At 67.4% G+C, this 12556-nt stretch carries 13 protein-coding genes; 7 read left to right on the plus strand and 6 right to left on the minus strand.

The annotated features are described in order from the left end of the window. Positions 1-18: 18 nt before the first annotated feature. Positions 19-978 (plus strand): methionyl-tRNA formyltransferase, encoded by a 960-nt coding sequence (fmt, locus tag H1343_RS04480; RefSeq protein ID WP_185984733.1) that lies wholly within the window; start codon positions 19-21, stop codon positions 976-978. Next, positions 978-1757, plus strand: coding sequence for a tRNA pseudouridine(38-40) synthase TruA (gene truA, locus H1343_RS04485; protein WP_185984734.1), 780 nt, complete (start codon positions 978-980; stop codon positions 1755-1757). The genes fmt and truA overlap by 1 nt, the downstream gene beginning before the upstream one ends. On the opposite strand, the gene H1343_RS04490 is transcribed toward truA, so the two are convergent. Beyond that, the gene (locus tag H1343_RS04490; RefSeq protein ID WP_246333320.1) at positions 1715-2254 is read right to left on the minus strand and encodes a hypothetical protein; all 540 of its coding nucleotides are present in this window, start codon (positions 2252-2254) and stop codon (positions 1715-1717) included. The genes truA and H1343_RS04490 overlap by 43 nt on opposite strands. 55 nt (positions 2255-2309) lie before the next feature. Beyond that, on the minus strand, positions 2310-3491 hold the full coding sequence (dapE, locus tag H1343_RS04495; protein WP_185984735.1) for a succinyl-diaminopimelate desuccinylase: 1182 nt from the start codon (positions 3489-3491) through the stop codon (positions 2310-2312). A 174-nt stretch (positions 3492-3665) separates the two neighbouring features. Here dapE and H1343_RS04500 point away from each other — a divergent pair, with 174 nt between their 5' ends. Continuing rightward, positions 3666-4685 (plus strand): lytic transglycosylase domain-containing protein, encoded by a 1020-nt coding sequence (locus tag H1343_RS04500; RefSeq protein ID WP_185984736.1) that lies wholly within the window; start codon positions 3666-3668, stop codon positions 4683-4685. 26 nt (positions 4686-4711) lie between these two features. Here the strand turns inward: H1343_RS04500 and H1343_RS04505 are convergent, their stop codons facing one another. Together H1343_RS04505 and dapD are read right to left on the minus strand one after the other, a co-directional pair. Beyond that, the gene (locus H1343_RS04505) at positions 4712-5659 is read right to left on the minus strand and encodes an NAD(P)-dependent oxidoreductase (protein WP_210270080.1); all 948 of its coding nucleotides are present in this window, start codon (positions 5657-5659) and stop codon (positions 4712-4714) included. A gap of 4 nt (positions 5660-5663) precedes the next feature. After that, positions 5664-6512 carry a 2,3,4,5-tetrahydropyridine-2,6-dicarboxylate N-succinyltransferase gene (gene dapD / locus H1343_RS04510; RefSeq protein WP_185984737.1) on the minus strand — a complete coding sequence of 283 codons (849 nt, stop codon included), beginning with the start codon at positions 6510-6512 and terminating at the stop codon, positions 5664-5666. 133 nt (positions 6513-6645) lie between these two features. Here dapD and H1343_RS04515 point away from each other — a divergent pair, with 133 nt between their 5' ends. Further along, positions 6646-6936 (plus strand): hypothetical protein, encoded by a 291-nt coding sequence (locus tag H1343_RS04515; RefSeq protein ID WP_185984738.1) that lies wholly within the window; start codon positions 6646-6648, stop codon positions 6934-6936. Between the two features lie 18 nt (positions 6937-6954). On the opposite strand, the gene H1343_RS04520 is transcribed toward H1343_RS04515, so the two are convergent. Then, on the minus strand, positions 6955-7680 hold the full coding sequence (locus tag H1343_RS04520; protein ID WP_185984739.1) for a pyrimidine 5'-nucleotidase: 726 nt from the start codon (positions 7678-7680) through the stop codon (positions 6955-6957). An 80-nt stretch (positions 7681-7760) separates the two neighbouring features. Continuing rightward, positions 7761-8654, minus strand: coding sequence for an acetylglutamate kinase (gene argB / locus H1343_RS04525; RefSeq protein ID WP_185984740.1), 894 nt, complete (start codon positions 8652-8654; stop codon positions 7761-7763). A 199-nt stretch (positions 8655-8853) separates the two neighbouring features. On the opposite strand from argB, the gene H1343_RS04530 reads away from it, so the two are divergent. The 3 genes from H1343_RS04530 (at position 8854) to H1343_RS04540 (ending at position 12553) form a co-directional block, all read left to right on the plus strand. Next, positions 8854-9633, plus strand: a complete 780-nt coding sequence (locus H1343_RS04530; RefSeq protein ID WP_185984741.1) for a hypothetical protein — start codon at positions 8854-8856, stop codon at positions 9631-9633. Positions 9634-9908: 275 nt separating this feature from the next. Beyond that, positions 9909-11465, plus strand: coding sequence for an ABC transporter substrate-binding protein (locus H1343_RS04535; RefSeq protein ID WP_246333322.1), 1557 nt, complete (start codon positions 9909-9911; stop codon positions 11463-11465). Between the two features lie 107 nt (positions 11466-11572). Further along, positions 11573-12553 (plus strand): ABC transporter permease, encoded by a 981-nt coding sequence (locus tag H1343_RS04540; protein WP_185984743.1) that lies wholly within the window; start codon positions 11573-11575, stop codon positions 12551-12553. The last annotated feature ends 3 nt before the right edge of the window (positions 12554-12556 follow it).

Below are 12556 nucleotides of genomic sequence, written 5' to 3' on the forward strand. Positions count from 1 at the left end.
GGCAAGGGGCCCGAGCGTATGAGCCTTCGCATCGTCTTCATGGGAACGCCGGCCTTCTCCGTGCCGACGCTTTCGGCCCTTGCCGACGCCGGCCATGAGGTCGCAGCCGTCTACTCGCAGCCGCCGCGCCCGGCCGGGCGACGCGGGCTCGCACCGACGCCCTCGCCGGTGGCGGTCGAGGCCGAACGCCTCGGAGCGGAAGTCCGCACGCCCGTCTCTTTGAAGAGCGCCGAAGAACAGGCGGCCTTCGCGGCGCTGAAGTCCGACATCGCGATCGTCGTCGCCTACGGGCTGCTCCTGCCGCAAGCTGTGCTCGACGCGCCGCGTCACGGCGCGCTGAACGGCCACGCCTCCCTGCTGCCGCGCTGGCGCGGCGCCGCGCCGATCCAGCGGGCGATTGAGGCGCGCGACGTGGCGACGGGCGTGATGGTAATGCGCATGGAGGCCGGGCTCGACACCGGCCCGGTGGCGCTGACGATGGAAACGACGATCGGGCCGCAGGACACGGCCGGGGACCTGCACGAGCGCCTGTCCGCGCTCTGTGCCCAAGGCGTGGTGGAGGCGCTGGCACGTCTCGAAGCCGGAACGCTCGCCTTCGAGGCCCAGGACGCGATCGCTGCGCGCACCGGGCGCGAGACGGTCTATGCGCGCAAGATCGACAAAGGCGAGACGGCGGTGGACTTCACGCTGCCGGCGGCGGACGTCGCCGCGCGCATCAACGCCTTCTCGCCCTTTCCCGGCGCCTGGACCATGATCGACTTTGGCGCAGGCCCGGAGCGCGTGAAGCTCCTGCGCGCACTGCCCATCGCCGGTGACGGCGCGCCCGGCCGCCTTCTCGACGAAGGTCTGACGATCGCCTGTGCCGACGGCGCCGTGCAGATTCGCGAGGCCCAGCGGGCGGGTGGCAAGGCGATGGCGGCGGACATCCTGCTTCGCGGGGCATCGCCTGTCGCCGGCAGCTTTGCCGGCGCGCGCTGATGGCGCGCTTCAAGCTCACCGTCGAATATGACGGCGCGCCCTTCTGCGGCTGGCAGCGGCAGGACAACGGCTTCTCGGTGCAGGCGGCACTGGAAGCCGTCCTGAAGGAGTTCTCCGGCGAGGATGTCACGGTGTTCGGCGCGGGGCGCACGGATGCGGGCGTCCATGCGACGGGGCAGGTCTGCCACGTGGACCTCTCCCGCGAGTGGCCGGGGGACACGGTGCGCGATGCCCTGAACGCACGCCTGCGCGAGGCGGGCGGCGTCATCGTCATCTCCGCCGAGCGGGTGGCGGACGGGTTCGACGCGCGCTTTTCGGCGCGGCGGCGGCACTATCTCTACCGCATCCTCAACCGCCGCCCGCCGCCAAGCCTCCTCAAGGGGCAAGTGTGGTGGGTGTGGAAGCCGCTCGATGTGGCGGCGATGGACGAGGCTGCCAAGCGGCTTCTCGGCACGCACGACTTCACGACCTTCCGCTCCACGCACTGCCAGGCCAAGAACCCGGTGCGCACGCTCGACAGGCTCGATGTCGTCGCCGGGCCGGGGCAGGAAGTGCATATCCACGCCAGCGCGCAGTCCTTCCTGCACAATCAGATCCGTTCGCTGGCCGGATCGCTCAAGCTCGTCGGCGAGCACCGCTGGAGTGCGGACGACCTCGTCTCGGCGCTGCAGGCGCGCGACCGCAAGCGCTGCGGGCCCGTCGCTCCGCCGGACGGGCTGTATCTGACCGAGGTCGACTATACGAGCGGGATGCCCGTGAGGTCCGCCACCGCCACATAGGCGAGGAACGAGCAGAAAACGGTCAGCGCCACGATGCCGGTCGAGACCGTGTGATCGAGGTCCGTCGCCGCCGCAACGAGCCGCACGGTCAGGACCACGGAGCCCAGCATCAGGACGAGACCGAGAACGCTTCCCCCTTCGCCGCGCCCGGCGATAAGGAGCAGGATCCAGACTGGCGCGAGACACCAGGCGATCAGCGCGCTGCCCCAGTTGAGCGTGACGATCAGCGGTACGATGCGGCGTGAGAAGCCGAGTGGATGCGCGGCGAGCGCGAGGACGAGGAGCGGGAAGAGCCAGGCGGTGAGGTCAGCGAAGGCGTGGGCGCCGTAGAGCGCGACGGTGCCCACGTCGGCGGCGGGAACGGTGCGTTCCACCTGCTCGTATTCGATCCAGGCAAGGGCCATCGGCGGCAGCGCAACGGGGATGGCGCCAAAGGAATTCCAGAAACCGTCGGCCGTCAGGTCGAAACGCTTCAGCCCGTCGCGCTTGCCGGCCATGAGCCGGGCGGCGCCCGAGAAGTAGCGCAGTATGTCCGCCAGGGACGGAATGAAATCAGGCGTAGGCGGCGAACCAGCGGGTGATGAAGGCCTCATAGACCACCGTCAGCGTTTCGAGATCGGCAAGCGACACTCTCTCATTGGCCATATGCATGGTCTGTCCGACAAGCCCGAATTCGACCACAGGACAGTGATCCTTGATGAACCGGGCGTCGGACGTGCCGCCCGAGGTCGACAATTCCGGGCGTTTGCCCGTGACGTCCTCGATCGCCTGCGACAGTGCGTCCGTTAGCGGACCCTGCATCGTCAGGAAGACGTCGGAGGAGGGCGAGCGCCACGCGAACGCCGCATCGAAGCCGCCGGGCTGCGACGCTATGGCCCGGGCGACGCGCTCTTCCAGTTCGGCTCGAAGGCGGGACGCGTCCCAACGGTCGTTGAAGCGGACATTGAAGGCGAGCGTGCAGCGCGCCGGGATCACGTTGGTGGCGGCGTTGCCGGTGTCGACGGACGTGACCTCCAGGTTGGAAGGCTGGAAATCGGCCGAGCCTGCGTCCAGAGGCTCGTCCTGCAGCGCCGCTAGGACGGGGCCAAGCACCCGCATCGGGTTCAGCGCGCGCTGAGGGTAGGCGACGTGACCCTGCCGCCCAGTCACCGTGACGACGCCGGAGAGCGAGCCGCGGCGGCCGATCTTGACCATGTCGCCGATTGTCTCCGGGTTCGTCGGCTCGCCCACCACGCAGGCATCGTAGCGCTCGCCGCGCGCGGCCGCGAAGTCGAGGAGCCGCACCGTGCCGTTGATCGCGGGGCCCTCCTCGTCTCCGGTGATGAGGAGCGAGACGCGGCCCGCCGGCAACTTGCCCGCAGCGTGGAGCCTGGCGAGGGCGGCGACGAAACAGGCAATGCCGCCCTTCATGTCCACCGCGCCGCGTCCGTAGATCTCGTTGCGCTCTTCCGCGCCCGAGAAAGGCGGATGGCGCCAGTCCGCCTCGTCGCCAGGAGGCACGACATCCGTGTGGCCGGCGAAGACGAGATGCGGACCGGCCTCGCCGCGCCGGGCGAGAAGGTTCTCGACGTCGGGCGTGCCGGGCGCCGAGAAGACCGGGCGCTCGATCGAGAAGCCGAGCGGGGCGAGCATCTCAGCGAGCGCGGACAGGGCCCCGCCTTCCGCAGGTGTCACCGACGGACAGCGGATCAGGGTCTTCAGATTGGCGGCGGGATCGATGGGGAGAGCGGTCATGGCGCTTCCTTAGAAGCTGGCATGCCGGGCGCCAAGCCCGCTGCGATTGATGCCGATTCGCAACAGCGGCTGAAAGTTGTTAACCATACGGCAGGGGTGCGCGAAGCTTTGCCTTGTTTCGGCCCCCATGAGCCCGAAAAAGCAGGGCAGGGGCAATGGCTCGGGGGCCAACACATGCTGTCAGTCGCGGTCGGATCGCTGAAGGCGCTCGTTCTTTCGAATGGGCGGTGGCGTCCTCTCGTTGCGGCAGCACTCGTTTCCCCGCTTCTCCTGACGGCCTGCGTCTCCGGTGAAGGCGGCATGGTCGGCCTTGCCGAGGTGGGCTCGACACCGCGCACCGAGGACGCGGCGGCAGCCGAAACGTCCGAGGATGCCCTGCCCGGCGTCGAGAACGCCAGCGCCGAGGCGAGCGAGGCAGCCGCGAGCGTGACGGCGCTGGCTCCGGTTCGCGAGAACGGCACCATCTCCGGTTCGGCGGCGATCGACCGCATGATTACGGCCGCAGCCGACGAGAACGGGGTGCCGCGCGAACTCGCCTTCGCCGTGGTGCATGTGGAAAGCCGCTACAATCCGCGCGCCAAGGGCGCCGGTGTCTACGGTCTGTCGCAGATCAAGCCGGCGACGGCCCGCTCGATGGGCTTCAGCGGCTCGACCGAGGCGCTCTACGACCCAGAGACGAATTTGCGCTACGGCATGCGCTACCTGAAGGGCGCTTGGGAGCGTGGCGGCGGCGATGTCTGCCAGGCCTCGATGAAATACAAGGGCGGACACCGCGCGACGACCATGACGCGCTCGGCCCAGACCTACTGCTCCAACGTGAAGCGCCACATGGCCGCGATCACCGGGCGGCCGATGCCGGCGGCGAGCGAGGCCGTGCAGGTCGCCTCTGCCCCGGCCGAAGTGGCCTCGACGGTCGCGGCCGCAATCGCGCCGTCGGCCCGGCCGGCAAGCCCGGCTGCGCAGGCCATCGAGGCGAACAACACAGTCGCGGCGGCCGCACCCGCTCCTGTCGAGGCAAAGACAGCGCTGGCTGCGGCGGTGCCGGAAACGCCGGCCGCCGAGACGCCGGTCGCGGCAGCGGCCGAGCCCGAGAAGGTGACGGGCGGGCGCGTGGCGCATGTGCCTGTGGCTGCTTCGGCCCCGGTCGCGACGGCCGCCTTCGCGGCACCGGACAGCGCACGCTTCGGCGACTAGTCTTGAACTGATATCCCGAGGAGCCGTCAGAGCTCGCCGGGCATCCGCCCGCCAGCGAAGAACGACGACAGATTGTCGAGCATCCGGTCCTGCTGGGCTTCCTGCGCGAGCCGCGTGTTGGCCGCGACATGCGGGGTGAGCACTACGTTGTCCAGCGCGCGCAGTCGCATCGGCACGTCCGGCTCGGTCTCGAACACGTCGAGCGCCGCGCCAGCGATCGCCTGCGCCTCCAGCGCATCGCACAGCGCCTCGGTATCGACCGCGATCCCGCGCGAGATGTTGACGAGCGTGCCGCTCGGGCCGAGGGCACGCAGGATGTCCGCATTCACCGCGTGACGGTTCTCGGCGCTGGCGCGCACGGCAACGAGAAGGACATCGCACCATTCGGCAAGTGCCGCGAGCCCGTCGAAATAGGCGTAGGGCACGTCGGCGACGCGGTTGCGGTTGTGATAGCCGATCTCGCATCCGAAGGCCTCGAGGCGCGGTGCCGCGAGCCGTCCGACCGAGCCGAGCCCGTAGATGCCGACGCGCCGCCCGTAGAGCCCGGGGACCATCGGCATGCGCTCGACGGAATTGCCCTGCCAGCGGCCCTCGCGCACGAAACGGTCGCCGGAGGCAAGTTGTCGCGTGGAGGCGAGGATCGAGCCGACAGCGAACTCGGCGACGCTGATGGCGTTGGCAGCGCCCGCATTGGCAATGCGGATGCCCTTCGAGCGCGCGTGCGCACCGTCGACGCCCTCGTGGCCGGTGCCGTAGAGTGCGATCATCTCCAGCGCGGGCAGCGCGTCGATGAAGGCGGCGTCGGTGCGCATCGTGCCCATGGTGAGAAGCGCGACGGCGCGCTCCGCCCCGGCGGGAAGGTCTTCGACGCGCGAGGCGGGCAGGGGGCCGAGCACCTCGTAGGATGCCTCGAGCTTCTCGACGATGCGGCGCGGCAGCTTCGGCACCATCAGGACGACGGGACGCGCGGTCATGCCGTCAGTTCCGCAGGAGGTCGTTGATCGAGGTCTTGGAGCGGGTGCGCTCGTCGACGCGCTTGACGATGACCGCGCAGTAGAGGGCGGGACCCGGCTCGCCGTTGCCCATCGCCTTGCCGGGCAGCGAGCCCGCGACGACGACGGAGTAGGGCGGCACCTCGCCATAGGTGACCCGGCCGGTCTCGCGGTCCACGATCTTGGTCGACTGGCCGAGGAAGACACCCATGCCAAGGACCGATCCCTCGCGCACAATGCAGCCCTCGACGACCTCGGAGCGCGCGCCGATGAAGCAATTGTCCTCGATGATGGTCGGGCCGGCCTGCAGCGGCTCCAGGACGCCGCCGATGCCCACGCCGCCGGACAGGTGGACGTTTGCCCCGATCTGCGCGCAGGAGCCGACCGTCGCCCAGGTGTCGACCATCGTGCCCTCGCCGACATGGGCGCCGAGATTGACGAAGGAGGGCATGAGGATCGCGCCCTTGCCGATGAAGGCCGAACGGCGGACGATCGCGCCCGGTACCGCGCGGAAGCCTTCGGCGCGGAAGCGGTTCTCGCCCCAGCCGTCGAACTTGGAGGGCACCTTGTCCCACCACGGCGCGCCGCCGGGGCCGCCCGCGATCATCTCCATGTCGTTGAGGCGGAAGGACAGGAGGACGGCCTTCTTCAGCCACTGGTTGACGGTCCAGTTGCCGTCCGCGCCCCGCTCGGCGACGCGTCGCTCGCCGCTGTCTAGGAGCGCGAGCGCAGCCTCGACCGCATCGCGCACCGCGCCGGTGGTGGTGGCCGAGATCGTGTCGCGCGCCTCGAAGGCTTCGTCGATCGTCGTCTCGAGGCTGGCGTGGTCGGTCATCGGCTTGAATGTCCCCGGTGGATTGTGGCTCGGCCGGGATTAGGCGAGGCGCCGCGAAGGGTCAATGCGAAGGGGAACCGTGCAGGGAGCGCTCCCGTTCGCCTGTGAAGTTTCATCGAGAAGGAAGATCGCGATGTCAGGCCTGAACCCCGACCCGGAAATGATGCGTGAGCAGCAGGACAAGGACACGTCGGAGACCATCGAGCGCGACGAGACGCATGCCCGCAAAGGGCGAGAAGATGCGGACAAGGCGAGCGGGGTGGACCGTCACGCGGCCGACGACCACGCGATCGCCGATCCGGCGAAGGGCCAGGACGACGTCCTCGCCGAAAACCGCGCCCATGTCGGGCCAGGCGACGGCGCCCTGCATCGTGGAAGCAGGGGGCCGCTCGTGCGGCCGGATCGCTCGACGCTCGGGCGTTGAGCGAAGGGCAAGCGACGATCAGGCGCTGCGGACGCGCTGCAGAAAGTGGGCTAGGTCGTCGGTGACGAAGTCGATATGTCCGCCGTCGCGTCCTTCGTGCTCCCATGCATCTCCAACCACCGTCTCGAAATTCTGCGGCACGACGAGGACGGTGCGCATGCCGAGGCGCTTGGGTACTTCGAGATTGCGGGCGAGATCCTCGAACATCACGGCGTTGGCCGTGTCGATCCGGTGCAGCCCCATGAACTTGTCATAGGTCTCGGCGGCTGGCTTTGGCACGAGGCCGGCGGCGACGATGTCGAAGATGTCCTCGAAATGATCCTCGATGCCGAGTGCGCGCGCCGTGCGCTCGGCATGGCCGCGATCACCGTTGGTGAAGATGAACTTGCGGCCCGGCAGCGCCGCGATCTCGGCACCGAGCGCAGGATTAGGTTCGATCGCCGAATAATCGATGTCGTGGACGTAGTTCAGAAAGGCGTCGGGGTCGATACGATGCAGCGTCATCAGTCCGCGCAGCGTCGTGCCGTGGTTGCGATAGTAGTCCTTCTGCACGCGCCGCGCTTCGGCCGGATCGAGCGTCAACAGGTCGGCCACGTACTCCGTCATACGCGCATCGATCTGCGCGAAGAGGTTGGTCCGGCGTGGATAAAGGGTGTTGTCGAGGTCGAACACCCAGTCGCGCACACCGTCGAAATCCTGCCGTTTGGCTTCGGGGGTGCGCTGGATGGTTTCGGTCTCGGTCATGGTCTCTCGGGCTGAAGTTCAGTTGAGGTGTCGCCGCGAATGCCGCTGGAAGACCTATATAGGGTGGGCCGGGCCCGAACTCACGGCACGATCAGCGTTCCCGCTCCGTGTTCGGTCAACAGTTCGAGCAGGACCGCGTGAAGCGTCTTGCCGTTGAGGATGACGACGCCGGCAACGCCGCGTGCGATCGCTTCGATGCAGGTCTCTACTTTCGGGATCATGCCGCCGGAGATCGTGCCGTCCGCGATGAGGGCACGAGCCTGAGCCACGGAAAGCTCCTTGATGAGCTCGCCGCTGCGATCGAGGACACCGGGAACGTCAGTAAGGAACAGAAGCCGCTCCGCACCCAGCGCGCCGGCGATGGCGCCGGCGAAAGTGTCGGCGTTAATGTTGTAGGTCGCCCCGTCGCGCCCCGGCGCCACCGGCGCGATGACCGGGATCATTTCGGAGCGGGCGAGAAGGTCGAGGAGCGTGCGGTCCACCTCAACGGGCTCGCCGACGAAGCCGAGGTCGAGCACGCGCTCGATGTTCGAATCCGGGTCGCGGTACGTCTTCTTGGCCTTCTCGGCGAAGACCATGTTGCCGTCCTTGCCGCAAAGGCCGATGGCCCATTCCCCCTCCGCGTTGATGAGCGCGACGATCTCCTTGTTGATGGAGCCGGCTAGGACCATCTCGACGATCTCGACCGTTTTCTCGTCGGTGACGCGCAGGCCTCCCTCGAAGCGGCTTTCGATGCCCATCTTCTTCAGCATCGCGCCGATCTGCGGCCCGCCGCCATGCACGACGATCGGGTTGATGCCGGACTGCTTGAGAAGGGCGATGTCGCGCGCGAAGGCGCGGCCGAGCTCGGGCTGGCCCATTGCGTGACCCCCGTATTTCACAACCACGCTCTTGTTCTCGTAGGCCTGCATGAAGGGCAGGGCCTCGGCGAGGAGGCTCGCACGCTTTTCGTTGTTGTCGACAGCAGCGCTCATCTCGGCCCCTCTCCGCTGGCTTTCCTGGGGCCCTCTTAGAACATCGCACACCGGGAATGAAGCGGTGCTAGGCGTTAACCACCTTGTGATCGTCTCCATCGCATTCGACGCGAATTTTACGCTTATGGGTTGTCATTCTTTCGGCGAAGTTGCTGGAATGGTCTTCGAGGCGAGGGCTCGGTGAAGCGTGGGGCGACCAGTGCGCAAGAGAGCAACCGGAGCGGCCGTCACCGCCCTATGCGCAGCCGTCCTTGCCGCCTCCGCGGAGAGGGCGCTCGCCGGCGCCTGGACGCTGAAGGCCGGGGAGGGGCAGGCCATCGCGACGGTCGTCTCGGCATCGGCGGAGCGACGCTTCGACGGTTCGCGCGAACGGGTCGAGGCACCGCATTTCAGCAGCGAGAACGCTGACATCCTGCTCGAATACGGCGCGACCGACGTCGTGACGCTGCGCGCCAAGGGCGCCTACGGGGGCTGGCGTGTCGAAGACGGCGCGTCGGGTGAAGGCTTCGGTGTGCAGGAGTTCGGCGCGCGGGTCCGGGTGCTTGAGCGAGGACCCTATGTGGGCTCGGTGGAGGCGTCGCTGCGTGTGGCGGAGGCGCATGGAGACGTGACGGCCGGCTACGAGGTGCGGCTTCTCGCCGGTGCTTCCGCGGCAGTGCTGGGTCTCCCGTCTTTCGGCGATCTCCAGCTCGGCTACCGCTATGGCCCGTCTGGCCTTGCGTCCGAGGTCGTCGCGGACGTCACCCTCGGCATCCGGCCGTTCGAGCGCACGATGTTTCTTTTCCAGACTTTTTCGACGATGGCCGCAGAGACGGGCAGGAACGGCCTGCCGCTACACGATCGTCACCGCCTGCGCGCCAGCGTGGTCTTCGACGTGACGCGCGCCATTTCGGTGCAGGCCGGTGCGGAGACGACGCTGGCCGGCTCGAACGTGGCCGCCGACAGCGGTTTTCTCGGCTCGCTCTGGTTCCGCTTCTGAACGGCATGCGGCCAGAAGCGATACATCCTGTTCACCAAGCCGTGCTTTGCATGGCGAGAACAACTGTAAAGCGTTCGGTGACCCTTGGTTGCGTGCAGATTGCAGGTAATGCGGACCGGAGGCGATTCTTTGTGCGTGCCTCTCTTGTCATCGCGTTCGAATGCGTGTTCATTCCCGCGATCCGGTTACGTTGGCGTCAGTCGAAAGTCTTGTCGTCCGCGCCGGGCCCCCTGAGAACTCTTGAGGATGGAATGACAATGCGGATTGCTACGCTGATGGCCGCGACTGCACTCGCGGCGGGCCTCGTGACGAGCGCGAGCGCGGAAACGGTCCGCTGGGCGCGTTCCCAGGACGCCACGACGCTCGATCCCCATTCCCAGAACCTCGGCACCAACCACAACTTCCTGCACCACATCTACGAGACGCTGGTCGACCGCGACAACGATGGCGCGCTGCAGCCGCGCCTGGCGACCGAGTGGAACCTGAAGGAAGGCGACGACACCGTCTGGGTCTTCACGCTGCGCGAAGGCGTGACCTTCCATGATGGCGCGCCTTTCACGGCCGACGACGTTGTCTTTTCCATCGAGCGCGCCAAGATGGAGGGCTCCAACATGCGCCAGCTCCACGCCGACGTGGAGAGCGTGACGGCGGTGGACGACTACACCGTCGAGTTCCAGATGACCGGTCCTTCGCCGATCTACCCGAACAACCTGACGAACACCTTCATGATGGACCGCGAGTGGTCCGAGGCGAACGATGTCGTCGAGCCGCAGGACTTCGCAGCCGGCGAGGACAACTACGCGGTGCGCAACACCAACGGCACCGGCCCTTACGAGCTGACCTCGCGCGACCCAGACGTGCGCTCGGTGATGACCTACTACGAGGGCCACTGGGGCGAGGCACCGGACGTCACCGAGATCCAGTATTCCGTGATCTCCGAGAACGCCACGCGCGTCGCCGCGCTCCTGTCGGGCGAGGTGGACTTCGTCCAGGACGTGCCGGTGCAGGACATCCAGCGCCTGTCGACGCAGGGCGGCGTGAAGGTCGAGACCGGTCCCGAGAACCGGTCGATCTTCTTCGCCTACCGCTTCGGCGAGGAGCCGCTGCGCTCGTCGAACGTCACCGACTCCAACCCCTTCAATAGCCCGCAGGTCCGCGAGGCAATGCATCTGGCGGTCGATCGCGAGGCCATCAGGCAGGTCGTCATGCGCGGCCAGTCGGACCCCGCTGGCGTCATCGTGCCGCCCTTCGTCAACGGCTGGACCGAAGAACTGAACGCCTTCCCCGCCCCGGACGTCGAGCGCGCTCGTGAACTGATGGCGGAGGCCGGCTACGAGGACGGCTTCTCCGTCACGCTCGACACGCCGAACAACCGCTACGTCAACGATGAGGCGATCGCGCAGGCCGTTGCCGGCATGCTCTCGCAGATCGGCATCAACGTCACGCTGGCCTCGCGGCCGGTGGCGCAGCACTCGCCGCTCGTCCAGAATAACGAGACGGACTTCTACCTCTTCGGCTGGGGCGTTCCGACCTTCGATTCGGCCTACAACTTCAACGATCTCGTCCACACCAAGGACGGCGACTACGGCGCCTATAACGGCGGCCTCTATTCCAACCCCGAACTCGACGCGATGATCGAAGGCCTCGGCACGGAGATCGACGAGACCGTCCGCGACCAGGCGATCGCCGACATCTGGGCGACGGTGCAGGAGGACCGTGTCTTCCTGCCGATCCACAACCAGGTGCTCGCCTACGCCATGAACGAGAACCTGACGCTCCCCGTGCAGCCGGAGAACCAGCCGCGCATGTACGAGATGCAAGTCGCCGAGTAACGGCGCGAAAGACAGACCGGCCCGCCCCGCGAGAGACCTTGCGGGGCGGGCCGCTTTTTTAGCGGATGGTGACGCCGGTCCCGCCGCCGTACGGAGACTTTCCCGCCATGCTGGCCTTCATCCTGAGACGCCTGGCTCAGTCGATCGTGGTGATGCTCGTCGTCGCCCTGATCTCCTTCATGCTCTTCCGCTTCGTCGGAGACCCGCTCGTCTCGATGGTCGGCCAGGACACGCGGCTCGACGAGATCGCCGCCCTGCGCGAGCGCCTCGGCCTGAACGACCCCTTCTACATCCAGTTCTTCAACTTCGTCGTGAACGCCCTGCAGGGCGAGTTCGGCATCTCCTACCGCCTGCAGCAGCCGGTGATGGACCTCATCGTCTCGCGCGCGCCGGCAACGCTGGAACTTGCCTTCACCTCCGCGCTGATCGCGCTGTTCATGGGTCTTGCGCTCGGTGTCTACACCGCGATCCGCCCGAACGGCGTCGTCTCGCGCTTCTTGATGACGGCTTCGCTCGTCGGCGTCTCGTTGCCCACTTTCCTGATCGGCATCGCGCTCATCTACGTCTTCGCGGTCGAGCTCGGCTGGCTGCCCTCCTATGGGCGCGGCCAGACCGTCAATCTCGGCGGCTGGCAGACGGGCTTCCTGACTGAAAGCGGCCTGCGCTCGCTCGTCCTACCGGCGATCACGCTGTCCCTCTACCAGATGACGCTGATCATGCGCCTCGTGCGCGCCGAGATGCTGGAGGTCCTGCGCTCGGACTACATCAAGTTCGCCCGAGCGCGTGGCGTGCCGCAGCGGCGCATCAATTTCGGCCACGCGCTGAAGAACACGATGGTGCCCGTCATCACGATCACCGGCCTCCAGCTGGGCTCGATCATCGCATTTGCCGTCGTCACCGAAACGGTCTTCCAGTGGCCCGGCGTCGGGCTCCTCTTCATCCAGTCGGTCCAGGTCGTCGACGTGCCCGTGATGGCCGCCTACCTGATGCTGATCGCCTTCGTCTTCGTCGTCATCAACCTCGTGGTGGACCTTCTCTACCACGTGGTCGATCCGCGCCTGCGCGTCTCGACCGGCACGGCGAAATAAGGA

Origin of the sequence: Aureimonas mangrovi (genome assembly GCF_014058705.1) — a bacterium.
Lineage (GTDB): Bacteria > Pseudomonadota > Alphaproteobacteria > Rhizobiales > Rhizobiaceae > Aureimonas > Aureimonas mangrovi.

What these genes read in the sequence shown, in the direction of transcription:
- fmt (WP_185984733.1), top strand. Translation starts at nt 19, where the DNA reads ATGAGCCTTCGCATCGTCTTCATGGGAACGCCGGCCTTCTCCGTGCCG.
- truA (WP_185984734.1), top strand. Translation starts at nt 978, where the DNA reads ATGGCGCGCTTCAAGCTCACCGTCGAATATGACGGCGCGCCCTTCTGC.
- H1343_RS04490 (WP_246333320.1), bottom strand. Translation starts at nt 2,254, where the DNA reads ATGGCCGGCAAGCGCGACGGGCTGAAGCGTTTCGACCTGACGGCCGAC.
- dapE (WP_185984735.1), bottom strand. Translation starts at nt 3,491, where the DNA reads ATGACCGCTCTCCCCATCGATCCCGCCGCCAATCTGAAGACCCTGATC.
- H1343_RS04500 (WP_185984736.1), top strand. Translation starts at nt 3,666, where the DNA reads ATGCTGTCAGTCGCGGTCGGATCGCTGAAGGCGCTCGTTCTTTCGAAT.
- H1343_RS04505 (WP_210270080.1), bottom strand. Translation starts at nt 5,659, where the DNA reads ATGACCGCGCGTCCCGTCGTCCTGATGGTGCCGAAGCTGCCGCGCCGC.
- dapD (WP_185984737.1), bottom strand. Translation starts at nt 6,512, where the DNA reads ATGACCGACCACGCCAGCCTCGAGACGACGATCGACGAAGCCTTCGAG.
- H1343_RS04515 (WP_185984738.1), top strand. Translation starts at nt 6,646, where the DNA reads ATGTCAGGCCTGAACCCCGACCCGGAAATGATGCGTGAGCAGCAGGAC.
- H1343_RS04520 (WP_185984739.1), bottom strand. Translation starts at nt 7,680, where the DNA reads ATGACCGAGACCGAAACCATCCAGCGCACCCCCGAAGCCAAACGGCAG.
- argB (WP_185984740.1), bottom strand. Translation starts at nt 8,654, where the DNA reads ATGAGCGCTGCTGTCGACAACAACGAAAAGCGTGCGAGCCTCCTCGCC.
- H1343_RS04535 (WP_246333322.1), top strand. Translation starts at nt 9,909, where the DNA reads ATGGCCGCGACTGCACTCGCGGCGGGCCTCGTGACGAGCGCGAGCGCG.
- H1343_RS04540 (WP_185984743.1), top strand. Translation starts at nt 11,573, where the DNA reads ATGCTGGCCTTCATCCTGAGACGCCTGGCTCAGTCGATCGTGGTGATG.